The organism is Azospirillum sp. Marseille-Q6669 (assembly GCF_965111635.1).
Genome location: NZ_CBCOOP010000001.1, coordinates 877245 through 902008, shown reverse-complemented (window position 1 = coordinate 902008; position 24764 = coordinate 877245). Strand labels below are relative to the sequence as shown.

At 68.0% G+C, this 24764-nt stretch carries 25 protein-coding genes; 20 read left to right on the top strand and 5 right to left on the bottom strand.

Going from position 1 to position 24764, the window contains the following annotated elements:
• Positions 1–86: 86 nt before the first annotated feature.
• The 3 genes from ACWPXE_RS03780 (at position 87) to ACWPXE_RS03770 (ending at position 2121) form a co-directional block, all read left to right on the top strand.
• On the top strand, positions 87–929 hold the full coding sequence (locus tag ACWPXE_RS03780) for a DUF2076 domain-containing protein (RefSeq protein ID WP_454016748.1): 843 nt from the start codon (positions 87–89) through the stop codon (positions 927–929).
• 175 nt (positions 930–1104) lie between these two features.
• Positions 1105–1638, top strand: a complete 534-nt coding sequence (locus ACWPXE_RS03775) for a MarR family transcriptional regulator (protein ID WP_454016747.1) — start codon at positions 1105–1107, stop codon at positions 1636–1638.
• A gap of 78 nt (positions 1639–1716) precedes the next feature.
• On the top strand, positions 1717–2121 hold the full coding sequence (locus ACWPXE_RS03770; RefSeq protein ID WP_454016746.1) for a NifB/NifX family molybdenum-iron cluster-binding protein: 405 nt from the start codon (positions 1717–1719) through the stop codon (positions 2119–2121).
• Positions 2122–2125: 4 nt separating this feature from the next.
• Here the strand turns inward: ACWPXE_RS03770 and ACWPXE_RS03765 are convergent, their stop codons facing one another.
• Entirely contained in the window at positions 2126–2818 is a 693-nt protein-coding gene (locus ACWPXE_RS03765) for a sensor histidine kinase (RefSeq protein ID WP_014198731.1), read from the bottom strand.
• A gap of 436 nt (positions 2819–3254) precedes the next feature.
• On the opposite strand from ACWPXE_RS03765, the gene ACWPXE_RS03760 reads away from it, so the two are divergent.
• Positions 3255–4085, top strand: a complete 831-nt coding sequence (locus ACWPXE_RS03760; RefSeq protein ID WP_454016745.1) for an esterase-like activity of phytase family protein — start codon at positions 3255–3257, stop codon at positions 4083–4085.
• Between the two features lie 32 nt (positions 4086–4117).
• Here ACWPXE_RS03760 and ACWPXE_RS03755 read toward each other — a convergent pair whose 3' ends face one another.
• Entirely contained in the window at positions 4118–4699 is a 582-nt protein-coding gene (locus ACWPXE_RS03755; RefSeq protein ID WP_454016744.1) for a LabA-like NYN domain-containing protein, read from the bottom strand.
• Between the two features lie 297 nt (positions 4700–4996).
• On the opposite strand from ACWPXE_RS03755, the gene rpoZ reads away from it, so the two are divergent.
• The 10 genes from rpoZ to ACWPXE_RS03705 all read left to right on the top strand — a co-directional run bounded on the left by rpoZ (position 4997) and on the right by ACWPXE_RS03705 (position 14651).
• Positions 4997–5443 (top strand): DNA-directed RNA polymerase subunit omega, encoded by a 447-nt coding sequence (gene rpoZ / locus ACWPXE_RS03750; protein WP_237906219.1) that lies wholly within the window; start codon positions 4997–4999, stop codon positions 5441–5443.
• 105 nt (positions 5444–5548) lie between these two features.
• Positions 5549–7720: a RelA/SpoT family protein gene (locus ACWPXE_RS03745; protein WP_454016743.1), complete on the top strand. Its 2172-nt coding sequence runs from the start codon at positions 5549–5551 to the stop codon at positions 7718–7720.
• A 53-nt stretch (positions 7721–7773) separates the two neighbouring features.
• Positions 7774–8196, top strand: a complete 423-nt coding sequence (locus ACWPXE_RS03740) for an HIT family protein (protein WP_454016742.1) — start codon at positions 7774–7776, stop codon at positions 8194–8196.
• Between the two features lie 99 nt (positions 8197–8295).
• Positions 8296–9063: a pyridoxine 5'-phosphate synthase gene (locus tag ACWPXE_RS03735; RefSeq protein ID WP_454016741.1), complete on the top strand. Its 768-nt coding sequence runs from the start codon at positions 8296–8298 to the stop codon at positions 9061–9063.
• Positions 9060–9527, top strand: a complete 468-nt coding sequence (gene acpS, locus ACWPXE_RS03730; protein WP_454016740.1) for a holo-ACP synthase — start codon at positions 9060–9062, stop codon at positions 9525–9527. Before ACWPXE_RS03735 ends, acpS begins: the two co-directional genes overlap by 4 nt.
• On the top strand, positions 9524–10294 hold the full coding sequence (gene lepB / locus ACWPXE_RS03725) for a signal peptidase I (RefSeq protein WP_035679215.1): 771 nt from the start codon (positions 9524–9526) through the stop codon (positions 10292–10294). The genes acpS and lepB overlap by 4 nt, the downstream gene beginning before the upstream one ends.
• Positions 10295–10357: 63 nt before the next feature.
• A complete protein-coding gene (rnc, locus tag ACWPXE_RS03720) occupies positions 10358–11107 on the top strand; it encodes a ribonuclease III (RefSeq protein WP_237906214.1) in 750 nt (249 codons plus the stop codon).
• Positions 11100–12131 carry a GTPase Era gene (era, locus tag ACWPXE_RS03715; RefSeq protein ID WP_454016739.1) on the top strand — a complete coding sequence of 344 codons (1032 nt, stop codon included), beginning with the start codon at positions 11100–11102 and terminating at the stop codon, positions 12129–12131. Before rnc ends, era begins: the two co-directional genes overlap by 8 nt.
• A 79-nt stretch (positions 12132–12210) precedes the next feature.
• Positions 12211–13626: a YcjX family protein gene (locus ACWPXE_RS03710; RefSeq protein ID WP_454016738.1), complete on the top strand. Its 1416-nt coding sequence runs from the start codon at positions 12211–12213 to the stop codon at positions 13624–13626.
• A complete protein-coding gene (locus tag ACWPXE_RS03705) occupies positions 13623–14651 on the top strand; it encodes a YcjF family protein (RefSeq protein WP_454016737.1) in 1029 nt (342 codons plus the stop codon). Before ACWPXE_RS03710 ends, ACWPXE_RS03705 begins: the two co-directional genes overlap by 4 nt.
• Before the next feature lie 4 nt (positions 14652–14655).
• On the opposite strand, the gene ACWPXE_RS03700 is transcribed toward ACWPXE_RS03705, so the two are convergent.
• Entirely contained in the window at positions 14656–16140 is a 1485-nt protein-coding gene (locus ACWPXE_RS03700; protein WP_454016736.1) for a tetratricopeptide repeat protein, read from the bottom strand.
• Positions 16141–16362: 222 nt separating this feature from the next.
• On the opposite strand from ACWPXE_RS03700, the gene ACWPXE_RS03695 reads away from it, so the two are divergent.
• Both ACWPXE_RS03695 and ACWPXE_RS03690 read left to right on the top strand, forming a co-directional pair.
• Positions 16363–16920 carry a hypothetical protein gene (locus tag ACWPXE_RS03695; protein ID WP_454016735.1) on the top strand — a complete coding sequence of 186 codons (558 nt, stop codon included), beginning with the start codon at positions 16363–16365 and terminating at the stop codon, positions 16918–16920.
• Positions 16921–16979: 59 nt separating this feature from the next.
• Positions 16980–17192 (top strand): hypothetical protein, encoded by a 213-nt coding sequence (locus ACWPXE_RS03690; protein WP_040134149.1) that lies wholly within the window; start codon positions 16980–16982, stop codon positions 17190–17192.
• Between the two features lie 97 nt (positions 17193–17289).
• Here the strand turns inward: ACWPXE_RS03690 and ACWPXE_RS03685 are convergent, their stop codons facing one another.
• Positions 17290–17916 carry an ATP-dependent Clp protease proteolytic subunit gene (locus ACWPXE_RS03685; RefSeq protein ID WP_237906208.1) on the bottom strand — a complete coding sequence of 209 codons (627 nt, stop codon included), beginning with the start codon at positions 17914–17916 and terminating at the stop codon, positions 17290–17292.
• A 261-nt stretch (positions 17917–18177) separates the two neighbouring features.
• On the opposite strand from ACWPXE_RS03685, the gene ACWPXE_RS03680 reads away from it, so the two are divergent.
• On the top strand, positions 18178–19038 hold the full coding sequence (locus tag ACWPXE_RS03680; protein ID WP_454016734.1) for a glycosyltransferase family 2 protein: 861 nt from the start codon (positions 18178–18180) through the stop codon (positions 19036–19038).
• On the opposite strand, the gene ACWPXE_RS03675 is transcribed toward ACWPXE_RS03680, so the two are convergent.
• Positions 18996–19811 carry a phosphodiesterase gene (locus ACWPXE_RS03675; protein ID WP_454016733.1) on the bottom strand — a complete coding sequence of 272 codons (816 nt, stop codon included), beginning with the start codon at positions 19809–19811 and terminating at the stop codon, positions 18996–18998. The two genes, ACWPXE_RS03680 and ACWPXE_RS03675, sit on opposite strands and share 43 nt — an antisense overlap.
• Before the next feature lie 166 nt (positions 19812–19977).
• Between ACWPXE_RS03675 and ACWPXE_RS03670 the strand changes: the two genes are divergently transcribed.
• From ACWPXE_RS03670 to ACWPXE_RS03660, 3 genes are all read left to right on the top strand, one after another.
• Positions 19978–20346: a hypothetical protein gene (locus tag ACWPXE_RS03670; protein WP_454016732.1), complete on the top strand. Its 369-nt coding sequence runs from the start codon at positions 19978–19980 to the stop codon at positions 20344–20346.
• Positions 20347–20488: 142 nt separating this feature from the next.
• Positions 20489–21610, top strand: coding sequence for an efflux RND transporter periplasmic adaptor subunit (locus tag ACWPXE_RS03665; protein WP_454016731.1), 1122 nt, complete (start codon positions 20489–20491; stop codon positions 21608–21610).
• A gap of 4 nt (positions 21611–21614) precedes the next feature.
• Entirely contained in the window at positions 21615–24737 is a 3123-nt protein-coding gene (locus ACWPXE_RS03660; protein ID WP_454016730.1) for an efflux RND transporter permease subunit, read from the top strand.
• The last annotated feature ends 27 nt before the right edge of the window (positions 24738–24764 follow it).

Below are 24764 nucleotides of genomic sequence, written 5' to 3'. Positions count from 1 at the left end.
CCGCAGGGGCCGGGACCCTTGCGCACCGGGGGTGCGGTGCGCCACATCAATGGCGCGCCCGCACGGAGCGCGCACAGGAGACGATCATGACGCCCGAGGAACGCACCCTCCTTTCCGATCTGTTCACGCATCTGCGCGAGGTGGAGAACCAGCCCCGCGATCCGGAGGCGGAACGCTTCATCCAGCAGATGCTCCAGGGCCAGCCCGCCGCCGCCTATTACATGGCACAATCGGTCCTGGTGCAGCAGCAGGCGCTGACCGCCGCCCAGCAGCGCATCGAGGATCTGGAGCGGCAGGTGAGGGAGGCGCAGGCCCGCGCCCAGCAGACCCAACCGCAGCCGTCAGGCGGCAGCTTCCTGTCCAACGCACTCGGGCTGGGGCGCAGCCCATGGGCTGGCGGGGGCAACCGCCCGGCGGAGCAGCGGCCCGCTCAAGTTCCTCCGTCTCCACAGGGGCCGGCTTACAACCCGATGCAGCCGCCCGGGGCGCCGTCGCGCAGCCCGTGGGGGGCCGCTCCGCAGGCGGGCGGGCAACCCGGTTACGGGCAGCCCGGCTATCCGCCTCAGCCCGGTTACGCACCGCAGCCCGGCTTCGGCCCGCAGGGATACGCGCCGCGCGGCGGCGGGTTCCTGAGCGGTGCCGCCCAGACCGCGGCGGGCGTGGCCGGCGGCATGCTGGCGGCCAGCGCCATCTCCTCGATGCTCAGCCATTCGCCGGGTCCGTTCGGCGAGGCCGCAGCGGCGGCGGGCCAGACGGCCAGCCATGGCGAGACGATCATCAACAATTACTACGGCGACTCCGCCGACCCGGGCGCGGACCAGGGCTTCCCGCCGGAGGACAACAACCTCCAGAACGTCGACTATCAGACCGACGATCCCTCGTTCGATGACGGCGGCGGCGATGGCGGTGGAGACGACAGCTGGATCTGACCTTATCCAGTCCTTGCCTTATCCAATCTTTGGCGAAGGCGTGCCAACCTTTGGAAAAGGTCCGGTGCGCCTTCGTGCCGCCATCACAGTTAATATAAATTAAACAGTTAGGTCCCTACGGTGCGTCGGGCAAGGAAGGCCGTGCTCCCCCGATCCCCACGCAGACCCGAGGCCCATGACGACGCTCGTTCAGCCCCAGCCGACCGAAGACGCCGAGCGCAACGACGCGGAGCGCAAAGCCTCCGCCACCCAGATGTACCATGAGGTGGCGCGGATCATCGAACGGATGCACCGCCGGTTCCTCGACGTTCTGCGAATCGAGCTGTCCCGCATCGGCATCGACGACATCAGCCCGGTGCAGGTCATGATGCTGCTGAACATCTCCAATGGAGAGATCAGCGTGCGCGACCTGATCGAGCGCGGCTACTATCTCGGCTCCAACGCCTCCTACAATCTGAAGCAGTTGGTGGATAGCGGTTATGTGGACCGCTCCGCCTCGCCGCGCGACAAGCGCGCCGCCCGGCTGAAGCTGTCGGCCCGAGGGCTGGAGCTGTGCGAGCGGCTGCGCCACATGGCGTCCGTCCACTCGGACGGCCTGATCCGCAGCGACGGTGACAGCCAGGACTTCGAGGTCACCTACCGCACGCTGCGCCGTCTGGAGCGCAAATGGACGGACGTTATCCGCTCTGACGAAACGGAAATCCTCTAACGCGCATTGACCTCCCTCAGTGTGCGCGGCGGTACGCCGTGCCACGGTAAGGCTGCTGGGCTTTATGGGGAAAGTGGGATGAGGTTCGCCGTCGGCACGCAGGATTACCGCAGCATCGCCACCCATGGCGGCCGCACCCGCCGTTTCCTGGTCTTCGAGGCCGAGGCGGGCGGCACACCCGTCGAGGTCGAGCGGATCGAACTGGCCGAGGACGAGGTGCTCCACCTCGCCGGCGACGGGCGCCCGCACCCCATCGACGCGGTGCGGGTGGTGATCACTGGCTCCTCCGGCGAGGGCTTCATCAAGCACATGAAGCGCCGCGGGATCGAGCCGGTGACCACGCTGGAGACCGATCCGGTGCAGGCAATCAGCGACTGGTTCGCAGGGACCATCAAGACGGCTCCGCCGCCCGAGCATCCCCACGAGCATCACGACCACGGTCCCGAGGACGCCCCGCAGGACCGCCACGGGGAGCCAGCCTGAGTCGTCACACTGGGAAGGACACGCTGGCAGTGGTGCCGGCGGCGTCGCTTTCCGTGTTCAGAGTGTCGCCGAGCTGGGCAGCCAGCGCCTCGGCCAGCATAAGCCCGTCCTCCGCCGTCGTGTCGAATCCGGCGGGCAGGGCGCGCCCATTGTCCTCGACGATCAGGCGGGCGCGCCCGTTGTTCTCCTGCGTCACCGACACGCGGATCCAGCCTTGCTCCGGAAAAGCGTGGTGCAGGCTGTTGGTGATCAGCTCCGCCGTGATCAGGCCCAGCGGCATGGCCTCGTACAGGCCGATCTGGATGGGGTCGCTCTTCACCTCGATGGGCACGTTGGCGAGGCCGCCGGGCGTCCCGTGCTTCACCGCGTCGGCGAGGGATTCGATGTAGCGGCCCAGATTCACATGGGTGCCGGTGCCCGACTCGTGGAGCTGGCGGTAGAGAATGGCCAGCGCTTCGATGCGCACCAGCGTCTGCTCGTAGGCGGCTCGGGCGTCCGGGTCGCGGATGCGGCCCGTCTGCAGTTTGAGCAGGCTGATGACGAGCTGAAGGCTGTTCTTGGCCCGGTGCTGAAGCTCGCGCAGTTCGGCCTCCAACTCGCGGATGCGCTCCGCGATTGGGTCCTCCGGCGCTCCCGAACCGGTGGCGGGGCGATCAGCAGGCAGGGCGACCGGCTGGGACCGGAGGGGATTGGGCATCACGCGATTCTCGGCTGAAGCTTGGCAATGTTTTCCTTAGGTACAGAACAATTTATGCGCTTGAACCCACTCCCGAGTTGGTTCTGAGGAAGTAACCCTCTGCGCATATCCAATTCGTTCGTCCACGTTCGGACGGAGAGGCAGGGCTTATGATCCCGGCGGACAAAGGGTCGGAGTCGCGGGCAGGCGGGGCAAGCCGGAAAATGCGTTTCCCCGGCCGCCCCGTCGTGGCATGAGTGCCGCCATGCGTTTGAGAACCCTTGCGATTCCCTTTTGCGCCCTGTTGGCCGTGGCCGGCGGTTGCGCCGCGGTGGCCGGAAACGGCCGACCGGCCGAGTCCTCCGTTCCGATTGCGCTCGACCCGGACCGCCCGGCTCTTGCGGAGGTTGGCGCTCTGCGATTTCGTGGCGCCCTCCGTCTCCCCGATGGGGCGGGGGTGGGGGGCTTGTCGGGCCTCTGGGTCAGCGACTCGGGCGACCGTTTCGCCGCCGTCTCCGACAATGGCAAGAGCGTCACGGGGCGGCTGTCCTACGACGCCCAGGGGCGTCTGGCGGGCGCCGGACACTACGATGTCCGTCCCCTGATCTTCGATAAGAGCCCGGACTACCGCGGCCGGCTCAATGATTCGGAAGACCTCGTCCGTCTGCCGGGCGGCGGCTGGCTGGTGCCGTTCGAGCGCAATCACCGCATCCTCCGTTACGATGGCGCCAACCGGCCGGAGGGAACCCCGCGGAAGCTTCCGGTGCCGCCCGGTCTGGAAAACGCCCCCGCGAACGGCGGGGTCGAGGCGCTGGCCGCGCTGCCGGACGGCCGCATCCTGGCCATCGAGGAGGGCGACGACGACGGCGTCCGCGAACGCCACGCCTGGATCGCTTCCGCCGCATTGAAAACGCGGGGAGACTGGCAGCCGCTGACCTACCGCGCCGCGCCGCGCTTCCGCCCCACTGCTGCGGCACCGCTGCCGGACGGTGGGGTGCTGGTGCTGGAGCGGCGGGTGTCCCTGCTGGGCGGCTGGGCGGCGCGCATCGTCCATGTGCCGGCGGACTCTCTGCGCGGTGGCGCGACGATGGATGGGGTGGAACTGGCGCGCCTGGAGCCGCCGCTGCTGACCGACAATTTCGAAGGATTGGCGGTGCGGCCCGGTGAGGAGGGCGACCTGCTTGTCTACATCGTTTCCGACGACAACCGCAGCCCGCTCCAGCGGACCTATCTGATGATGTTCCAGCTTCCGGCCGGCGCTCTGAAAGTCACCGTCGCGGGGCGCTGACCGGAAAGCGCCCCCGCGGTGAGCGGCGTCGCTCAGAAGTTGGCGTAGGGGCCGCCCTGGCCGGGCATGTCCGGCACACCCGGAGCGCCCGGACTCCCCATCGACTCGCGGTGATGGTGGACTCGGGCGATGCTGGGGGCGAGGTCCTGAAGCTCGATGAAGTTGTCGGCCTGACGGCGCAACTCGTCGGCGACCATCGGCGGCTGGGAGCGCACGGTGCTGATGACGCTGACCCGCACACCCTTGCGCTGCACCGCCTCGACCAGCCGGCGGAAATCGCCGTCGCCGGAAAACAGCAGGATGTGGTCGACGCGCTCGGCCATCTCCATCACGTCGATGGCCAACTCTATGTCCATGTTGCCCTTGATCTTGCGCCGGCCTGAGGCGTCCGTGAACTCTTTGGTCGGCTTGGTCACCATGGTGTAGCCATTGTAGTCCAGCCAATCGACCAGCGGCCGGATCGGCGAATATTCCTGATCCTCCACCAACGCGGTGTAGTAGAAGGCGCGCACCAGTCGCCCTTCGGAGGCGAAGCCGTCGCGAAGACGCTTATAGTCGATATCGAAGCCCAGGGACCGGGCAGCCGCGTACAAATTGGCGCCGTCGATGAACATCGCCAGACGCTCTTCCTTATAAAAGAGCTTCGTAACATCTTTCGGCAAAGTCGTATTCCGATCCAATTCCGTAATCCTTCCACGATGGATTGAATTATATGTCAGGCATACGCGAAATTGCGATTCACCAGATAAGTAAAGTAGGAGGTCGTCTACGCGCGAGCAAGGGGGAGCGCGGGCAGGGTCGCGCCGCGGGCGGGGTACGGCGGCCGCACCCGACAGGGCTCGAAGCGCTTGCGCAGGCGCGAACGCATCAATATATTCGGATGCCTTCGCAGATCCCGGAGTTGGTTTGGTATGGCTCGCGTTACCGTCGAAGATTGCGTCCTCAAGGTTCCGAACCGGTTTGAACTGGTCATGATGGCGGCCCAGCGCGCGCGAGAGGTCGCGTCCGGTGCCCCGCTGTCGATCGATCGCGACAACGACAAGAATCCGGTCGTTGCCCTGCGCGAGATCGCCGATGAGACGGTGATGCTGGATCATCTGAAGAACGCCCTGATCAAGGGCCACCAGAAGCATGTCGAGCCGGACGAGCCCGAGGAGGAGATCGTCGAGCTGATGGCCGGCGAGCACGACTGGGCCGCCCGCGGCGACACGTCGCTGGAGGATGAGGACGGGATGAGCGAGGCGGAGGAGGTCGGCGAAGGCGACGACCTGCTGTCCGACATGGAGAGCGACCCGGCGGCGGCCTTCGGCGAGACCGAGGACGACGTCGTCGGCCGCGATGCCGACGGGGATCTCTGACGCTGACCGACAGCGACCGGCTGTGGGGGCCGACGGCCCCCCTTTCCGTCGACCAACCAATCGTTTGCGAAACTTCATGGCGCACGCTGCGCCGGGTCGGGTGCCATGATCCGGCAATATGAGCTTGTCGAACGCGTCAAGGCGTACGACCCCTCGGCGGACGAGGAGTTGCTCAACCGCGCCTACGTCTTCTCCATGAAGGCGCACGGCTCGCAGACCCGCGCCTCGGGCGATCCCTATTTCCTCCACCCGCTGGAAGTCGCAGGCATCCTGACCCAGCTCAAGCTGGACGCCGGGACCATCGCGACGGCGCTGCTGCACGACACGGTCGAAGACACGGTCGCCACGCTGGAGGACATCGAGAAGCATTTCGGCAAGGAGATCGCCCGTCTGGTCGACGGCGTGACCAAGCTGTCGCGCCTGGAACTGCACAGCGAGCAGGCCAAGCAGGCCGAGAATTTCCGCAAGCTGGTGCTGGCGATGTCGGAGGACATCCGCGTCCTCCTGGTCAAGCTGGCCGACCGGCTGCACAACATGCGCACGCTGTTCCATCTGAAGAACCCGGACAAGCGCAAGCGCATCGCCCGCGAAACGATCGAGATCTACGCTCCCCTAGCCGAGCGGATCGGCATGCATCAGGTCAAGGACGAGCTGGAGGATCTCTCCTTCGCGGAATTGAATCCGGACGCCCGCGACAGCATCCTGGCCCAGCTTTCCCGCCTGCGGACCGAGGGCGAGAACCGCGTCCAGCGGATCATCCAGGAACTCCGTGGCACGCTGGCCGAGGAGGGGCTGCCCAACGCCGGGGTCACCGGGCGCGAGAAGACCGCCTATTCGATCTGGCGCAAGCTGCAGCGCAAGAATGTCAGCTTCGAGCAGCTGTCGGACATCATGGCCTTCCGGATCATGGTGGACACGGTGCCGGAATGCTATCAGGCGCTGGGCGTCATCCACGCCCACTACCCGGTCGTTCCGGGGCGCTTCAAGGATTACATCTCGACGCCCAAGCCCAACGGCTACCGCTCGCTCCACACCGGGGTGATCGGCCCGGAGCGCAACCGGATCGAGGTGCAGATCCGCACCAGCGACATGCACGAGATCTGCGAACTCGGCGTCGCCGCCCACTGGGCCTACAAGCAGGGCGAGCCGCGCACCCAGCAGGGGCGTGAGTACCGCTGGCTGCGCGAGCTTCTGGACATCTTGGAGCACGCCCAGAAGCCCGAGGAGTTCCTGGAACACACCAAGCTGGAGCTGTTCCAGGACCAAGTCTTCTGCTTCACGCCCAAGGGCGACCTGATCGCGCTGCCGCGCGGCGCCACCCCGGTGGACTTCGCCTACGCCGTCCACTCGGAGGTCGGCGACCATTGCGTCGGCGCCAAGATCAACGCGCGGATGCTGCCGCTGCGCACGCAGCTGCAGAACGGCGATCAGGTCGACATCATCACGTCCAAGGCCCAGACCCCGGTTCCGGGCTGGGAACGTTTCGTCGTCACCGGCAAGGCGCGGGCGCGCATCCGCAAGTTCCTGCGCACCCAACAGCGCACCCAGTACATCGAACTGGGCCGCGCCATCCTGCAGCGCCAGTTCAAGTCGGAAGGTTACGAGTTCTCGGAAAAGGCGTTGGAAGGCGTCATCAAGATCTTCCAGCAGCCAAGCGCCGACGATCTGATGGCCAGCGTCGGGTCGGGTCTGCATTCGGGCCGCGAGGTCTTCCACGCCGTCTTCCCCGGCCACAAGCCGCATGTGGCGACACCCAAGGAAGGCGACGACAAGAACGCCATCACGGTGCCGAAGCCCAAGCCGAAGGCGAAGGGCAACAACGCGCCGCTGCCGATCCGCGGCCTGATCCCCGGCATGGCGGTCCATTACGCCCGCTGCTGCCACCCGCTGCCGGGCGACCGCATCGTCGGCATCGTGACCACCGGCAAGGGCGTGACCATCCACACCATCGACTGCGAGACGCTGGAGAGCTTCCACGAGTCGCCGGAACGCTGGATCGACGTCGCCTGGGACATTGGGCCGGACAGCCCGGAGGAGCATGTCGGGCGCATCTCGCTGGTGGTCAACAACGAGCCGGGCTCACTTGGCACGCTGTCCACGGTCATCGGCAAGAACGGCGGCAACATCACGAACCTGAAGATCACCAGCCGCAACACCGACTTCTTCGAGCTGCTGATCGACATCGACGTGAAGGATGCCAAGCATCTGACCAACATCATGGCGGCCCTGCGCGCCACCCCCGCCATCAACGCGGTGGAGCGCGCCCGCGGGCGGTGAGCGAGCCCGCGCGGCTGTGCCCGCCCAGAGCGCCCATCAGGAGCGAGGGAAGCATGTCCAGCCCGACCATCTTCAGCCGCCTGATCGCTGGGGAGCTGCCCTGCGCCGTGGTGTACGAGGATGCGGAGACCTTCGCCTTCATGGACGCCGGGCAGGTCAATCCCGGCCATGTGCTGGTGGCGCTGAAGCGCCCGGCCCCGACCATCCTGGACGTGACGGAGGACGAGGCGGCCGCCCTGTTCCGCACCGTCCACAAGGTCGCCCACGCCGTCCAGGCGGCCTTTTCGCCGGAGGGGATCACGCTTCTCCAGACGAACAGGCCGGCGGGCTGGCAGACGGTGCCGCACATCCATGTGCATGTGGTGCCGCGCTATGAAAACGACGGCGCCGATCTGGTCTGGCCGCGCCACGACCCGCCCATCGAGGAGCTGAAGGCGCTCGCCGCGCGGATCGCCGCGCATCACGTCGTCGAATGACGGCGTGACGCGACGCGACGCCACCGCTATATAGCAGGGAGAACCGGTACCCGCCGGATGCAGGATGCGGGACCGGCGCGACACCGGAGTTTCGAGCCTATGCCCCGCCCTCTGCGCCTCGGCGTGAACATCGACCATGTGGCGACCGTCCGCAACGCGCGGGGCGGGCGTTACCCCGATCCCGTGCGTGCGGCAAAGCTCGCCGCCGAGGCCGGGGCCGACGGCATCACCGCCCACCTGCGCGAGGATCGCCGCCACATCGTCGATTCCGACATCGAGCGGCTGATGGCGGAGATCCGGCTGCCGCTGAACCTGGAGATGGCGGCGACGGACGAGATGCTCGGCATCGCGCTGCGCCACAAGCCGCACGCCTGCTGCCTCGTCCCGGAGAAGCGCACCGAGGTCACCACCGAAGGCGGGCTGGACGTCGCCGGGCAGATGGACAACCTGAAGCGCTACGTCGGTGATCTCGGCGCTGCGGGCATCCGCGTCTCGCTGTTCATCGACCCGGAGCCGGCGCAGCTCGACGCCGCGAAGGCGCTGGGCGCGCCCGTGGTGGAACTGCACACCGGCGCCTATTGCGACGCGCCCGCCGGGGCGGAACGCACGGCGGAGCTGGAGCGCATCGTCCGGGCGGCGGCCCACGCCGAAGCCATCGGCCTGGAATGCCATGCCGGCCACGGACTGAATTACGAGACGGTCGGGGCGGTCGCCGCCATCCAGACCATCGTTGAGTTGAACATCGGCCATTTCCTGATCGGCGAAGCGATCTTCGTCGGGTTGGGCAACACGCTCCAGCGCATGCGCGCCGTGATGAAGGACGCCCGTGCGGCTGTCGGTACCGGTGGGGCTGGGGGCGTCTCATGATCCTCGGCATCGGGAACGACCTGATCGACATCCGCCGGATCGAGCAGTCGCTGGACCGTTTCGGCGACCGTTTCATCGCCCGCATCTTCACCGACGTGGAGCGCGCCAAGTCGGAGCGCCGCGCTGGGGCCGCCGGCAAGCACAGCGCGCGGGCCGCCACCTACGCCAAGCGCTTCGCCGCCAAGGAGGCCTGCTCCAAGGCGCTGGGCACCGGCTTCCGCGACGGCGTGTTCTGGCGCGACATGGGGGTGGTGAACCTGCCCTCCGGCCAGCCGACCATGCGCCTGACCGGCGGCGCACTGGAACGGCTGCAGGCGATCACCCCGCCGGGTATGCAGGCGCGCATCCACGTGACGCTGACCGACGAGTACCCCATGGCGGAGGCCTTCGTCATCATCAGCGCCGAACCGGCCGACACCTCCACCGACACGTCCATCACCACCTCCACGGCACCCCCCGCATGACCATGAACAGAGAGACCGCCTTGACCGGCAAATCCAAAGAGACAGGCGGCTTTGCCGAGACGGTGAAGACGGTCTTCTACGCGGTCATCATTGCCTTCGGCGTGCGGACCTTCGCCTTCGAGCCCTTCAACATCCCGTCCGGGTCGATGATCCCGACGCTGCTGATCGGCGACTACCTGTTCGTGTCCAAGTTCTCCTACGGATACAGCAAGTACACGGTCGGCTTCGGGTTGCCGCTGTTCGAGGGCCGCATCATGGGCCACGCGCCGGAGCGCGGCGACGTCGCCGTGTTCAAGCTGCCGCGCGACAACAAGACCGACTACATCAAGCGCGTCATCGGCCTGCCGGGCGACACCGTCCAGGTGACCGGCGGCGTTCTGCACATCAACGGCCAGCCGGTGAAGCGCGAGCGCATCGAGGACTATGTGTCCCGCGACGCGCTGGGGCGCGAGGTCCGCATTGCCCAGTATGTGGAGACCCTGCCGGGCGGGCGCAGCCACCGCATCATCGAGGAGTCGGACAACGGTCCGCTCGACAACACCCCGGCCTTCAAGGTGCCGGCGAACCATCTGTTCATGATGGGCGACAACCGCGACAACTCGCTGGACAGCCGCGTCCCGTCGCAGGTGGGGTATGTCCCGATGGAAAATCTGGTCGGGCGCGCCGAATTCCTGTTCTTCTCTCTGGAGGACGGAACCCGCTTCTTCGAGGTGTGGCGCTGGCCGGCGGACCTGCGGTTCAGCCGCCTGTTCAACGCCGTGAAGTGAGCCCCGCACAGCACCGGGGCGCGGAGACCGATTATTGTGAGCCCTGAAGAACGGGGGACCCCCATGGCGTCCGACGCGGACGTGAGCGCCGATTCCGCCGACCTTGCGGAACTGGCCGCGGCCATCGGCCACCGCTTTGCCGACCCGCAACGGCTGGCCGACGCGGTCACCCATCCCAGCCTGATGGGGCTGGAGCGCAACGTCCGCGGCGGACGGCCCGAGCAGGGGCCGGGCCTCGCCTACGAGCGCCTGGAGTTCCTGGGTGACCGGGTGCTCGGCCTCGTCATCGCGGAATGGCTGCTGGAACGTTTCCCCAACGAACGCGAGGGCGCGCTCGCCAAGCGGCACGTCTCGCTGGTCCGTCGGGAGGCGCTGAGCCGCGTCGCCGACGCGCTCCGGCTGGGGCGCTACCTGCGCCTGTCACCGTCGGAAGCTCAGGGCGGCGGCCGCAGCAACCGCACCATCCTGGCCGACGCCTGCGAGGCGGTGATCGGGGCGCTCTATCTGGACGGCGGCATGGACAAGGCGCGGGACTTCATCCGCTCCGCCTGGGCCGGGCAGATCGACCGCGCGGAGCCGCCGCCGCTGGACTCCAAGACGGCGTTGCAGGAATGGGCGCAAGGCAATGGGCGGCCCCTTCCCACCTATGAACTGATCGAGCAGAGCGGCCCGGCGCACGAGCCGGTGTTCCGCATCGCGGTCCGGCTGAAGGGCATGGAGCCGGTGACGGCCACAGGCCCGTCCAAGCGGGTCGCCGAACGGAAAGCGGCCAGCGCCTTGCTGCGCCAATTGGGAGTGCAGGTCGATGACTGACGGCCGCGACAAGTTTGAAAACGACGATTTCGACGATAAGGACGAGGGCGTGAGCGAGAGCGTGGACGCTGATCTTGAAGAGGGCGGCCCGGAAGAGGGCGCCGAAGAGGCTGCCTATGTGCCCGAAAACCCCCGCTGCGGCTTTGTCGCCCTGGTCGGCGCGCCGAACGCCGGCAAGTCGACCCTGCTGAACGCCATGGTCGGCTCCAAGGTGTCGATCGTCAGCTCCAAGGTGCAGACCACCCGCACGCGCGTGCTCGGCATCACCATCGCCGGCGACAGCCAGATCATCTTCGTGGACACGCCGGGCATCTTCAAGCCGAAGCGCCGTCTGGACCGCGCCATGGTGGCGGCGGCCTGGCAGGGGGCGGAGGACGCCGATCTGGTCGGCCTGCTGTTCGACGTGTCGCGCCGTGGGATCGACCAGGACACCCAGGGCATCATCACCCGCTTGAAGGAGCAGGGCCGCAAGGCGATCCTGATCCTGAACAAGATCGACCTCGTCCCGCGCGAGAAGCTGCTCGGCCTCGCCGACAGCTTCAACCAGGAAGGCATCTTTACCGATATCTTCATGCTGTCCGCCTCGACGGGCGACGGCGTCGAGCATCTGCGCGGCTTCCTGGCCGCCCGCATGCCGGAAGGCCCCTGGCACTACCCGGAGGACCAGATCTCGGACATGCCGATGCGCCTTCTGGCGGCGGAGATCACCCGCGAGAAGCTGTTCCAGCAGCTTCACCAGGAACTCCCCTACGCGGCGACGGTCGAGACCGAGCAGTGGGAGGAGTTCGAGAACGGGTCGGTCAAGATCTCCCAGGTCGTGTATGTCCAGCGCGACAGCCAGAAGGCCATCGTGCTCGGCAAGCAGGGCACCCGGATCAAGGCGCTGGGGCAGGCCGCCCGCACCGAGCTTGAGGAGATGCTGGAACAGCGCGTCCACCTGATGCTGTTCGTCAAGGTGCGCGAGGACTGGGAGAACGATCCGGAGCGCTACGAGGCCTGGAACCTCGACTTCGGCGCGTCCTAAAGCACCGGTCTGGGTATAGGCGTGGGCGGACGGTCCCCCATATAGAGGGGCAATCGTCCCCTATACGGACCGGCTGACCGTGCGCCTGCCCATCTTCAACGACTTGTACGACGCCGGCTCGCGCCTGTTGGGGCGAGCCGGCGATCTCGTTTCCGGCGGCATTCTGGAGCAGGACGTCCGTCTCGGCGTCACCGGGCTGCGGCGAGCCGGCAAGACCGTCTTCGTCACATCGCTGGTCGACAACCTGCTGAAGGCCGGGCGGCTTCCCTTCCTCGACGTGGTGTCCTCCGGCCGCTTCCAGGCCTCGCGCCTGCGCCCGCAGCCCGACGCCCAGGTTCCTCGTTTCGAGGTTGAGCAGCGGCTGGCCGAGCTTACCGGGCCGGCGCCCCACTGGCCGACCGAGACGCGGGGCATCAGCCAACTCCGCCTGTCCATGCGCTACCGCCCGAACGCGATGCTGAAGCGTACGGTGCAGCCGGTCGCCACGCTGAATCTCGACATCGTGGACTATCCCGGCGAATGGCTGCTCGACCTGCCGCTGCTCCACCAGTCCTTCGCGGAATGGAGCGCGCTCACCCTGGAGTTGGCCGGGCGTGCGCCGCGCGACGAGCTGTCGGTGTCCTGGCGCGGCTGGCTCGCCACCATCGACACGGCGGCCCCGGCGGAGGAGGAGCAGGCGCGGCGCGGCGCGGCGCTGTTCACCGACTACCTGCACGCCTGCCGCCGCTCCGACAATCTGCTGAGCCTGATCCAGCCGGGGCGCTTCGTCGAGCCGGGCGACATGGCGAACGCGCCGCTGCTGACCTTCTGCCCGTTGCCGGGTGACCGCCCTCGCACCCGCGGCAGCCTGTGGGCGCTGATGGAGGATCGCTACGAGGCGTACAAATCCAAGGTGGTCCGCCGCTTCTTCGCCGAGCATTTCGCACGGCTCGACCGCCAGATCGTCCTCATCGACGTGCTGGGCGCGCTGAATTCCGGTCCTGCGGGCATGGCGGACATGAAGCGCGCCCTGGAACTGAGTCTGGAGCCCTTCCGCCACGGGTCCAGCAGTTGGCTGGACTGGCTGTTGGGCCGGAAGATCGACCGCGTGCTGTTTGCCGCGACCAAGGCCGACCATGTCGCCTCGCACCAGCACAACAGCCTGCGCCATCTGCTGGACCGGCTGGTGTCCGACGCCCGCGCCGGCATCCGCTTCGAAGGGGCGCAGGTGGAGACCATGGCCATCGCCGCCCTGAAATCCACCGAGACGGTGGTGACCGAGCATGAGGGACGGCAGTTGCGCTGCGTGCGCGGTGTGCCGCTCGGCCGCGACCGCCCGACCGTGCTGTTCCCCGGCGAGATCCCCGAGGACGCCGACTTCCCGCCGGGGCAGGAGCGGCCCTACAACTTCATGGCCTTCCAGCCGCCCGCTGACCTCTCCCGCGAGGCGCGCGGCCTGCCGCACATCCGGCTGGATCAGGCCATGCAGTTCCTGCTGGGGGATTATCTGGAATGAGCGAGCGCACCAGCGACCGCCACTGGGTCCCGCCGATGGAACTGGACCCCACCCGCGCCGCCGCCGTCCCCGCGGCGGAGGAGGAGGCGATCATCGCCGGCCCCCTGGCCGGTTCGGCGGCGGAGCGCCTTCCCGCGCTGCTGGCGGAGGACCGGCCGCGCAGCCGGCTCGGCCGCTGGTTGGCCGGCTCGGTCGCCGCGCTGGTGCTGATCGCGCTGGGCTTCGACACCTGGGACCTGTTCAACCGCGCCTTCGCCACCAGCGCCGCGCTGGGCGTCCTGGTGGCCGCCGCCGTGACGGTGGCCGGCGGGGCGGCGCTGGCGATGCTGCTGCGCGAACTGCGCGCGCTGCGCCGCCTGCGCAAGATCGAGGAGTTGCGCGGCGAGGCCGGGCGCCTGTCCACCGAGATCGTGACGAAGGCCGGGGAGCCGGGCCACGCCGAGCGCTTTGCCGGGTCGCTGACCCGCCTCTATGACGGTCGTGCCGATCTGGCGTCCTCGCTGGAGCGGGTGCGCGACCATGTGACGGACGCCCACGACGACGCGGAGATCCTGCGCCTGCTCGACCGCGAGGTGATGGGGCCGCTGGACCGCCGCGCCTATCAGACCGTCCTGCGCGCCTCCCGTGACACGGCGGTGGCGACGGCGCTCAGCCCGGCGGCGGTCGTCGACCTTGCCGTGGTGCTGTGGCGGAACCTGAAGCTGGTGCGGGAGATCGCGGCGCTCTACGGCGCGCGGCCCGGCTATGTCGGGTCGCTGCGACTGTTGCGGCGGATGCTCGCCAACCTCGCGGTGGCCGGGGTGGCGGAAAGCGCCCACCACGTTGCCGTCGAGGCGCTGGGCGGCTCCATCGCCGCGGCCATCTCCACCCGCATGGGGCAGGGGGTGATCAACGGTCTGCTGACCGCGCGGGTCGGGCTGACCGCGATGCATCTGTGCCGCCCCATCGCCTTCGGGCCGGACAACCGCCCCAGCATGGGCCAGATCCGCAAGGAACTGCTGTCCCTGCCGAAGCAGGTTCTGTAGCCGCTCACACCGTAGGGAAGGGCAGGCCGTGCCGGGGATGGGCGCGGTCGTGGATCAGGGCGCGGTCGCGGATCATCGGCCAGACGATGCGGCGCAGGAAGCGATGGTCCTGCGCCCGGTCGGCCTCTGCGGCGGCGTGGCGCTCGGCCAGCGGCAACAGGTCGGGCAGCAGTCCGGCGACGCCGCCCCAGTGACCACCTGACATCACCTCCGTGTGCAGAACCCCGTCGCGCAGGACGTGGAAGGGCCGGTCGGAGGCGACCCAGGCATCGACGGCGGCCCTTCCGTCGGTGGATGGCAGCGTGTCCCAATCGCGGCAGAGGAAGCGCGCCACGGTGGGGTCGTCGGCGGCGGTCAGGCGCCAATAGGGTCCGGCGGTCGGCGCGTCTGAGGCCAATGCCACGAGGTCCGCCCCCGCCGCGGCCAGCGCGGCCATCCGGTCGGCGGCAAGGGTACCGTCGTGATGAACCCGGCAGATCCAACCCGGATAGAGCGCCACGGTCTGCCGCAAAATCTCCGCCGGGTCGTGGATATTGGCGGGTTGGCCGCTCCACAGGCTGAAGGCGATGACGTTGTGCCGCCGCGCTTCGGCCCCGCGTGGCCGAGCGGGCAACGGGGGCAGGGCAGGTGCCGTGTCGATGGCCGTCCGGTCCTTCAGTTCCAGCGCTTGGTCGCCCCAGGCGGCGGCCTCGTCCTCCCGACCGAGGAATGCGAGGGCGACGACCAACCGGTCGATGGCGTCGAGATGACGTGGATCCAGGCGCGCGGCCCGTTCCAGCGCACGGGCGGAGTCCTCAAGCCGGTGCACGACACCCAGCGCAATCCCCAGATTGAAGGCGGCGGACGGAAAATCCGGCGTGATGGCCAGGGCGTTGCGGTAGGCGAAGGTGGAGTCCTCCCGCAGCCCCATCGCGAACAGCGCGTTGCCGTAGAGAAAGGCGACGTCGGCGTCCAGCGGCAGCAGTTCCGCGGCCCGGGCCAGCGGGCGGAGGGACTCGGTGCCGCGCCCCTGCTCCACCAGCAGGCGCCCCTCCTCGTGCCGCAGCGCGCCCAAGCGTTCCACCGCGATGGCCAGGGTGGGGACGGAGGCGACGGCGCGCTCCAGGGCGGTGATGGCCCCGGCGGAGCGGCCCAGGCTGCGCAGGGCGTTCGCCATGTCGGTCCAGGCTTCCGCGAAATCGGGCTGGAGGGCGACGGCACGCCGGTAATCCTCCACCGCCGCCTCTGGTTGTCCCGAGGAGCGGCGGATGTTGCCGCTGTTGGCGTGCATGTCCGCCGCTTCGGGTCGCTGGGCGATGGCGCGGGCGATGAGTTGCAGGCCAAGCGCCTGCTCCCCCACCTGACCAGCCAGAACGCCAAGGAAATGCAAGGCGTCCGGCTGATCCGGGTCCACATCCAGGATGCGGTTGTAGAGCTGCTGGGCCTCGGCCAGCCGGCCGGCCAGATGGTGGTCCAGGGCGAGCGTCAGCGCTTCCGCGATCATAGCCATGCATACAGGCTTAAGCACCCTGGCGCCCCTCCGCAAGCGTCATGGCTGTGAGAAGGGTGGGCGACGGTTCCTATGGTCCTGGAATGCGAAGCTTTCGTACCGGAAACAGCCTATGGGACTTCGTCCTTTGGCATAGCCGGAAAAAAGGTGAACGAACCCTTTACAATGCACGAGTGCGGCTGCAGTATATGATCTGGATTGTCCAATCATCGGTGTAATGTCATGAACGTGGCCATCGCCACCGCAACGGCTGCAAGGCCGTTGGCCTTCATGACGGCCCGCAACAGCGACGCTGTTGAAACCGGGGCCGACACCGGGACTCCGCCCGCAAAGGACCCCGTGACCGGGCAGTCCGAACCCCTCTCCGCCCGCTACACGAAGACCGCCTACCGTTACGATGCCGACGCGTCGCGGCTGGTTCTGCTGTTCCGCAGCCCGGAAGACGGCGCGACCCTCGACCAGATACCGACCGAGGCGGCTCTGCGGCAGTACCGTGAAGCGCAGAAGGACCGGAAAAGCGGCAAGGCGTCGCTTGAGCTTCTGGTTGGCGGCTCGGAAGGGCAGGACCAGCCGAACGGCGCCGGACAGAGCGGGACCTCCGCCAACGGTTCCCCTGTGCACCGATGGGCCTCGGGTCAGTCCGGGGCCGGCGGGGGGCGTTCCGGCCCGTCACAGGGGACTTCCGCGCACATGTCGCCGGTGGTAGCCTCGACACCGATGGTGGCCCACGCGGCGGCCGCTCCCCCGGCGGGGACCGGTTCCGTCAACGTGGTCATCTGACCGACGCCGCGCGGACCGTACGGCGTCGGGCCGCCTGTTTCCTTTGAAGGCATCCTCCGATGGCTCTCGACATTTCCTCCTCCACCCTGGGTGCCGCGGTCGGCTTGCGGCAGGCGCAGGGACAGATGGACTTCGGCGTGAAGACGCTGAACCAGACCGCGCAACAGCAGGATCAGGCGATCGCCACATTGCTTCAGGGCGGTTCGGATGGGTCCTCGTCTGGCGGAAACGTCACGGCCACGCGCGGGCAGAATCTGAACATCGTCGTGTAAGCGGCTGATTTGACGGGCTTGATCGCTCAAGCCAAGCCGCGGCCATAAAAAAAGCCCCTCTCGCTGGAGAGGGGCTTCGTGCGTTCCGCAGGACCGCTTACTTCAGCTCGTCGAAGGTCTCGATGATGTGGCTGACGATGCCGTATTCGCGGGCCTCGTCGGCCAGCATCCAATAGTTCCGGTCGGTGTCCTTGGAAACCTTCTCCACCGGCTGGCCGGTTTCGCGCGCGATGATGCGGTTCAGACGCTCACGCATGCGGATGATTTCCTTCGCCTCGATGGCGATGTCCGTCGCCCGGCCACCGGTGCCGCCCAGCGGCTGGTGGATCAGGAAGCGGGTGTTCGGCAGGCAGTAGCGGTCTTCCTTATTCGCGGCCAGGAAGATGTGGCAGCCGGCGCTGGCGACCCAGCCGGTGCCCAGCATCTTCACGCGCGGCTTCACGAAGCGGATCATGTCGTGAATGGTGTCGCCCGCCTCGACGTGGCCGCCGGGGGAGTTTACCACGACCGTGATGTCGTCGTTGCTCTCGTGGGCCAGAGCCAGCAGCTGGGCCGAGACGGCCTGCGCCAGCTTCATGTCGATCTGCCCGAAGATCAGCACCGTGCGCGCCTTGAACAGGTTCGACTGCACGGCAGCGAACGGCGGCGGGGCGCTTTCCTTCGACTTCTCGTCCGGCTCCTGCTCGGGTTCGTCGTCGAAGCGGGTGTATCCGTCTTGCGCCATCGTTTTTGAACTCCCTGAGGTCGGCGTGTCTACCGGGGGGCTTTGGCTTGCGGGGGCCTGGGATGTCGGATGGGGACCGAACCACGCCACTCGTTTCTCCACATAGCCCGTATCGGTTCCTTGTTCAACGGGCCGCGACGCCAAATCCCACCCCAGCGCCGTCATAGTCGCGCTCAGGCTAGCCGCATCGGTGCGGATCGCCGCTTGCCGACCATCGCGAAGGAGAGGCACACTGCCCCTTGCACAATCGGAGGGCGGTGCATGGAAGGGGGCATTGGGGGCGGCGTCTCGGTCATCATTCCGGCCTACCGGGCGCAGGGCACCATCGCCCGCGCCGTGTCCAGCCTGTTGGCGCAGAGCTTTCCCCACTGGGAAGCGGTGGTGGTCAGCGACGACGGCGCCGACTACCGCGCCCTTCTGGCGGCCGCCGGCATCGCCGACTCGCGCCTGACCTTCGCGGGAACCGGCCGCGTCGGATCCGGCGCCCCGGCGGCGCGCAACGCCGGGCTGCGGTGTGCGCACCTGCCACTGATCGCCCCGCTGGACGCCGACGACCGGTTCGAGCCGGACCGGCTGGCGCGGCTGGCCCCGCTGGCGGCGGCGCAGGGGGCGGCGGCGGACAATGTGGCGGTGGTGCGCGACGGCGACGGCTCGCCGCTCTCCACCCTGTTCCCATCCGCTACCGGGACCACCACGCTGGACGCGGCGGTCTTTCTGAGAACCTCCGTCCCAATGTTCTTCGTGGTCCGTCGCGACCTCGTCCCCGGCTGGGAGGAGGGCGTCGATTTCTGCGACGACGTGGTCTTCAACATCCAGGTCCTCGACCGGCTGGGTCGCCTGCCGCTGGTGCTGGAGCCGCTCTATGAGTACCGGCAGCGGGAGGGGTCAATCACCTGCTCCGCCGACAGCGGCACGCGGGCTGACCTCTGCTACCGCCATGTTCTCGACCGATTGGACGGCGACGGGCTGCGGATCGCCGACGCTACGCTGCGCCACCGCTTCGCCGCCGCCCTGGGCGCCAAGCGCGCCCTGAACGCCGCCTACATGGCCGCGCAGGCTGCCGGACGCTGCGCCAATTTTCAGGAGTTCCTGGCTTTGCGGGAAAACTCCCTGCCGGGATAGTCGCCGATCACGCTCAGATGAGTCACCACCGTGCCATCCGGCCAGAATTGATGAAGAGCGAGCGCGGACGGCTCCTCCGTCCAGCGGTAGGGCGGCTCCGGTGCCAGATCCAGCGCGATCTGGTAGGCCACGGACGGGGCGACGTAGCCATGCGCCCCGTTCCACGCGACCGCGGTCTGGCGGTGGGTGTGGCCGCACAGGACGGCCCGGACGTTGGGGCGGCTCCTCACCAGCCGCCCCAACTCCTCCGCACCCTCCAGGCAGCGCAGCGTGTCCAGGAAGGCCAACCCGGTATCGAAGGGCGGGTGGTGCAGCGCCAGCGCCGTCGGCCGCTCCGGCTGCTCGGATAGACGCTGCGCCAGCCAGGACAGCCGGTCGGCGCACAGGCCCCCCACCGCCGAACCGGGGACGACCGAATCGAGCATCAGGATGCGGACCGGAAATTCTTCCACCGCGTGGTGAAGGAAGGGACCGGCCATGGGCATCCAGCCCGTGCCGGCGAAAGTCCGGCGCAGTTCCTCGCGGTCGTCGTGATTGCCTGGCAGCACGCGCAAAGGAATGGAGAGCGGTTCCAGCAGGGCGAACAGCGCCTCGTACTCGCCGGGCTTCGGCCCGTTGACGAGGTCGCCGGTGATGAGGACGAGGTCCGGGCGCGGCACCAGAGCGTTCAAGTGGGCCACCGCGGCGGCGAGGCGGGCGTTCGTGTCGTAGGCGGTGGTCGGGATGGTGCCGGGGGCTGTCACATGCAGGTCGGACATCTGGGCGATCAGCATCGGGCACCCCTTGGAACGCGAGGGTCGGAGGACCAAGGATTGTCACATCGCCGATTTCCCCGACGTGTTCAAGAGTCCAACCGGAGCAAAACTTCCTTTACGCTTCCATGACAGGCTGAGTCATCGGCCGAACGACAGTCCTGCCGCCACTGCATCGGATCGGGGAATGAGCGCGTCCACCTCCGCCTGTCTGCTCGCACGATTGCTGGCGTCCGGGAAGTTCTGGTTGAAGCGCGCCCGCATCGAATCCCCGGACCTCGGCGAGGGAGCCCCGCCACCCGGCGCGGATGGCGCCCTGCTGGCCGATCTTCGCATCGAAGGCGATCGGATTCGTGCGGTTCTACCGGCGGGCGAGGCACCCTGCTGCGCGCCCGGCCTTTGCCTCGATGGCGGACCGGTGCGTCCGCGCGGCGGCTGCACGGCGGTCGGGCCCGGTCAACCCGCTGATTTGACGGTGATTCTTCCCGATGGCGCGCGGTTGGAGATGGAGAAGGGCCGGGTTGTGGAACCCGAGCCGCCGCCCTTGCGCGCCTGAACCCTTGCAACCGTCTCGACTCCGGAACTGAACTGAACGATATAGTTCAGTTTACCGCCCGCCCCTCACAGCGGCCCGGTTGACACGAAACGCCCCGCGCGCCCGCCCGGCGGGCCAGCGGGCCTGTGCGGGTTCCGTATCCATGCGCCACACGCTTCGCATCGTCGCCCTTCTGGTTCTGGTCGCTCTCGGCGGCGGCGCCTACTGGTACTTCGTCAAGCAGGGCGGAACCATTAACACGCTGCTCGCCGGCAAGGTTCCGTCCCCCGGCGGCGCGTCGTCCGGCGCTCCTGCGCCGGGCGGGGCACCGCCGATGCCGGTGGAGGCTTCGCCGGTCAAGGTCGGCACCGTGTCGCGTCAGGTCACCGCGGTCGGCTCCTTGCTGTCCAGCGAATCGGTGGTCATCCGGCCCGAGGTGGCGGGCAAGGTCTCCGAGATCGCCTTCCTGGAAGGGCAGGCGGTGAAGAAGGGGGCGGTGCTGATCCGGCTCGACGACTCCATCGCTCGCGCCACGCTGGCGCAGGCGCAGGCGAGCATCGCCTTCTCCCGCGCCGAGCTGGCCCGCGCCGACGAGCTGTACCGCCAGCGCACAGGCCCCGCCCGCAACCGCGAGCAGGCGCTCGCCAAGCTCCAGTCCGACGAGGCGGCGGTTCAGCTCGCCAAGGCGCAGCTGGAGAAGCTGACCCTGACCGCGCCCTTCGACGGCGTGCTGGGCCTGCGCAAGGTCTCGGTGGGCGACGTGGTGGCGGCGGGCAAGGACATCGTGAACCTGGAGGCCATCGAGATCCTGAAGCTCGATTTCCGGGTGCCGGAGCTGTATCTGCCGACCGTCCGCACCGGCCAGACCCTGAAGGTCGCCGTGGACTCCTTCGGCGGGCGAACCTTCGACGGCACGGTCTACGCCATCGATCCGCTGGTCGACGTGAACGGCCGCGCCGTGGTGATCCGCGCCCGCGTTCCCAACAGCGACGGCGCGCTGCGCCCCGGCCTGTTCGCTCGGGTGGCCCTGACTCTGGACCAGACTCCCAACGCCGTGCTGGTGCCGGAGCAGGCGGTGAGCGCCTTCGGCAACAAGCAGTTCGTCTTCAAGGTGGTAGAGGGCAAGGCGGTGCAGACCACGGTTACGCTGGGCGAGCGCCGCAACGCCGAGGTGGAGATCACCGCCGGCCTGCAGCCCGGCGACGTGGTGGTGACCGCCGGCCAACTGAAGATCCGCGACGGTGCCCCGGTGATGGTCGTGAACAACAAGCCGGCGGGGAGCTGAGCCGATGGTCCTCTCCGACATCTCCATCCGCCGGCCCGTCCTGGCGACGGTCATGAGCCTCGCGCTCATGCTGATCGGCATCGTGTCGTACCAGCGCCTGTCGGTGCGCGAGTACCCGAAGATCGACGAGCCCGTCGTCACGGTCGAGACCACCTACAAGGGCGCGTCGGCCGAGATCATCGAAAGCCAGGTCACCCAGATCCTGGAGGACTCGCTGTCGGGCATCGAGGGCATCGATGTGATGTCTTCGATCAGCCGCGCGGAGAAGAGCCAGATCACCCTGCGCTTCCGGCTGGACCGCAATGTGGACACGGCGGCCAGCGACGTGCGCGACCGCGTGGGCCGCGTGCGCGCCCAGCTTCCCAACGAGATCGACGAGCCGGTCATCGCGAAGGTGGAGGCCGACGCGCAGCCGATCATCTATCTGGCCTTCTCCTCCGACCGCCATTCGCCGCTGGACGTGACGGACTTCGCCGATCGCTACGTCAAGGACCGCTTGCAGAACCTGCCCGGCGTCGCCCAGGTGCGAATCTTCGGTGAGCGGCGCTTCGCCATGCGGCTGTGGCTCGACCCGCAGCGCATGGCCGCCTATCGCGTCACCCCGCAGGACGTCGAGAACGCGCTGCGCAAGCAGAACGTCGAGATTCCGGCGGGCCGTGTCGAGAGCAAGGCGCGGGAGTTCACCGTCGTCTCCGAAACCGACCTGCGCACGCCGGAGGAGTTCGACCGCATCATCCTGCGCGACGACGGCGGCTATCTGGTCCGGCTGAAGGATGTCGGCCGGGCCGAGCTGGGGGCGCGGGACGAGCGGGTCAGCGCCCGCTTCAACGGGCGTGGCGCCGTCGCCATCGGCGTGGTGAAGCAGTCCACCGCCAACCCGCTGGACGTGTCCAAGGCGGTGAACGAAGCGCTGCCGAAGATCCGCGCCGCCCTGCCCGACGGCATGGGGGTGGATGTCGGCTATGACAGCTCCGTCTTCATCGCGAAGTCCATCGATGCGGTGTTCAGCACGATCTTCGAGGCCATCGTCCTGGTCGTTCTGGTCATCTTCGTGTTCCTGCGCAGCTTCCGCGCCACGCTGGTGCCGCTGGTCACCATCCCGGTGTCGCTGATCGGCGGCTTCGCACTGATGTACGCCTTCGGCTTCTCGGTCAACACGCTGACTCTGCTGTCCATGGTGCTGGCCATCGGCCTCGTCGTGGACGACGCCATCGTGATGCTGGAGAACATCTACCGCCACATCGAGGAAGGCGTGCCGCCCTTCCAGGCGGCCTTGCAGGGATCGAAGGAGATCGGCTTCGCGGTCATCGCGATGACCATCACGCTGGCCGCGGTCTACGCGCCAATCGGCTTCATGACCGGCCGCACCGGCCGCCTCTTCTCGGAGTTCGCGCTGACGCTGGCGGGGGCTGTGATTGTCTCGGGCTTCGTCGCCCTGACGCTGTCGCCGATGATGTGCTCCAAGCTGCTGAAGCACCAGACCAAGCACAACGCGCTCTACAACGCCATCGAGCGGCTGCTGAACGGGCTGACCAACGGCTACCGGGCGCTGCTCCGCCTGTCGCTGAAGGCGCGCCCGCTGGTGCTGCTGGTCGGCGCGGTGGTGGCGGGGCTCAGCTACACGCTGTTCACCGGGCTGAAGTCGGAGCTGGCGCCGGTCGAGGACCGCGGCACCATCGTCGGCATCGCCATCGCACCGGAGGGCTCGACGCTCGACTATACGGAAAGCTACGCCAAGCGGATGGAGGACCTGTTCCGCCAGATCCCCATCGTCGAGAAGTTCTTCGTCGTGGTCGGCTTCCCGGTGGTCAACCAGGGCATCTCCTTCGTCCGCCTGATCGACTGGGACGAGCGCGATGTGAAGCAGCAGGCGATCACCGCCCAGCTCTTCCCGAAGATGTTCGGCATCCCCGGCATCCTGGCCTTCGTCACCAACCCGCCGTCGCTGGGCCAGAGCCCGGTGGACAAGCCGGTCAACTTCGTCATCCAAAGCTCGCTGCCCTACGACGAGCTTCAGAAAATGGTGGACGGGCTGATGGCGGAGGCGCGGAAGTTCCCCGGCCTGACCAATCTCGACACCGACCTGAAGCTGAACAAGCCGGAACTGCGCATCACCATCGACCGCGACAAGGCCGCCGACCTCGGCGTGGACGTGGAGACCGTGGGCCGCACGCTGGAAACCCTGCTCGGCGGGCGGCAGGTCACCCGCTTCAAGAAGGAGGGCAAGCAGTACGACGTGGTGGTCCAGGTCGGCGACGTCGACCGCCGCAACCCGGACGACATCGCCTCCATTTACGTCCGCGGCACGCCGACCATGGCGGCGGAAGCCGGCGTCGCCACCAACACCGGGGCGATGATCTCGCTCGCCAACCTCGTCCACATCGAGGAGCGGGTGGCGCCCAAGGAGCTGAACCACTTCAACAAGCTGCGCTCCGTCACCATCACCGCCACCCTGGCGCCGGGCACCTCGCTGGGCGAGGCGCTGGGCTATCTCCAGGATGCTGCGAACCGGGTGCTGCCGGCCACCGCCCAGACCGACTATGCGGGGCAGAGCCGCGAGTTCCGGGAATCGGCGACGGGCCTCTACTTCGTCTTCATCCTGGCGCTGGCCTTCATCTATCTGGTGCTGGCGGCGCAGTTCGAGAGCTTCATCGACCCCTTCGTGATCATGCTGACGGTTCCGCTGTCGATGACCGGCGCGCTGGCCGCGCTGCACTTCGCGGGCGGGACGATGAACGTCTACAGCCAGATCGGGTTGGTGACGCTCGTCGGCCTGATCACCAAGCACGGCATCCTGATCGTGGAATTCGCCAACCAGCTCCAGCGCGAGGGGGTGGACATCCGCAAGGCGGTCGAGGAAGCCGCCGTGCTGCGTCTGCGCCCGATCCTGATGACCACGGGTGCCATGGTGCTGGGCGCCGTGCCGCTCGCCAACGCCCATGGGGCCGGCGCGGAGAGCCGGCAGGCCATCGGCGCGGTGATCGTCGGCGGCATGCTGCTGGGCACCTTCCTGACGCTGTTCGTGGTGCCGACCGTCTACAGCTACATCGCGAAGAAGAAGCCCTTCCCGGCGGTGGACGGCTCCGCCAGCCACCCCACGGGCGCGCAGCCGCAGCCGGCGGAGTGATCGTCGGTCATTGATTTGGGACGGACG

Bases quoted from the DNA above. Each gene is read 5' to 3' on its own strand.
- ACWPXE_RS03665 (WP_454016731.1), top strand. From the start codon at position 20,489: ATGCGCCACACGCTTCGCATCGTCGCCCTTCTGGTTCTGGTCGCTCTC.
- ACWPXE_RS03770 (WP_454016746.1), top strand. From the start codon at position 1,717: ATGAGGTTCGCCGTCGGCACGCAGGATTACCGCAGCATCGCCACCCAT.
- ACWPXE_RS03745 (WP_454016743.1), top strand. From the start codon at position 5,549: ATGATCCGGCAATATGAGCTTGTCGAACGCGTCAAGGCGTACGACCCC.
- ACWPXE_RS03685 (WP_237906208.1), bottom strand. From the start codon at position 17,916: ATGGCGCAAGACGGATACACCCGCTTCGACGACGAACCCGAGCAGGAG.
- ACWPXE_RS03675 (WP_454016733.1), bottom strand. From the start codon at position 19,811: ATGCTGATCGCCCAGATGTCCGACCTGCATGTGACAGCCCCCGGCACC.
- ACWPXE_RS03780 (WP_454016748.1), top strand. From the start codon at position 87: ATGACGCCCGAGGAACGCACCCTCCTTTCCGATCTGTTCACGCATCTG.
- acpS (WP_454016740.1), top strand. From the start codon at position 9,060: ATGATCCTCGGCATCGGGAACGACCTGATCGACATCCGCCGGATCGAG.
- ACWPXE_RS03705 (WP_454016737.1), top strand. From the start codon at position 13,623: ATGAGCGAGCGCACCAGCGACCGCCACTGGGTCCCGCCGATGGAACTG.
- ACWPXE_RS03660 (WP_454016730.1), top strand. From the start codon at position 21,615: ATGGTCCTCTCCGACATCTCCATCCGCCGGCCCGTCCTGGCGACGGTC.
- lepB (WP_035679215.1), top strand. From the start codon at position 9,524: ATGACCATGAACAGAGAGACCGCCTTGACCGGCAAATCCAAAGAGACA.
- ACWPXE_RS03735 (WP_454016741.1), top strand. From the start codon at position 8,296: ATGCCCCGCCCTCTGCGCCTCGGCGTGAACATCGACCATGTGGCGACC.
- ACWPXE_RS03765 (WP_014198731.1), bottom strand. From the start codon at position 2,818: ATGCCCAATCCCCTCCGGTCCCAGCCGGTCGCCCTGCCTGCTGATCGC.
- ACWPXE_RS03690 (WP_040134149.1), top strand. From the start codon at position 16,980: ATGGCTCTCGACATTTCCTCCTCCACCCTGGGTGCCGCGGTCGGCTTG.
- ACWPXE_RS03755 (WP_454016744.1), bottom strand. From the start codon at position 4,699: ATGTTCATCGACGGCGCCAATTTGTACGCGGCTGCCCGGTCCCTGGGC.
- rnc (WP_237906214.1), top strand. From the start codon at position 10,358: ATGGCGTCCGACGCGGACGTGAGCGCCGATTCCGCCGACCTTGCGGAA.
- era (WP_454016739.1), top strand. From the start codon at position 11,100: ATGACTGACGGCCGCGACAAGTTTGAAAACGACGATTTCGACGATAAG.
- ACWPXE_RS03740 (WP_454016742.1), top strand. From the start codon at position 7,774: ATGTCCAGCCCGACCATCTTCAGCCGCCTGATCGCTGGGGAGCTGCCC.
- rpoZ (WP_237906219.1), top strand. From the start codon at position 4,997: ATGGCTCGCGTTACCGTCGAAGATTGCGTCCTCAAGGTTCCGAACCGG.
- ACWPXE_RS03700 (WP_454016736.1), bottom strand. From the start codon at position 16,140: ATGGCTATGATCGCGGAAGCGCTGACGCTCGCCCTGGACCACCATCTG.
- ACWPXE_RS03670 (WP_454016732.1), top strand. From the start codon at position 19,978: ATGAGCGCGTCCACCTCCGCCTGTCTGCTCGCACGATTGCTGGCGTCC.
- ACWPXE_RS03695 (WP_454016735.1), top strand. From the start codon at position 16,363: ATGAACGTGGCCATCGCCACCGCAACGGCTGCAAGGCCGTTGGCCTTC.
- ACWPXE_RS03680 (WP_454016734.1), top strand. From the start codon at position 18,178: ATGGAAGGGGGCATTGGGGGCGGCGTCTCGGTCATCATTCCGGCCTAC.
- ACWPXE_RS03775 (WP_454016747.1), top strand. From the start codon at position 1,105: ATGACGACGCTCGTTCAGCCCCAGCCGACCGAAGACGCCGAGCGCAAC.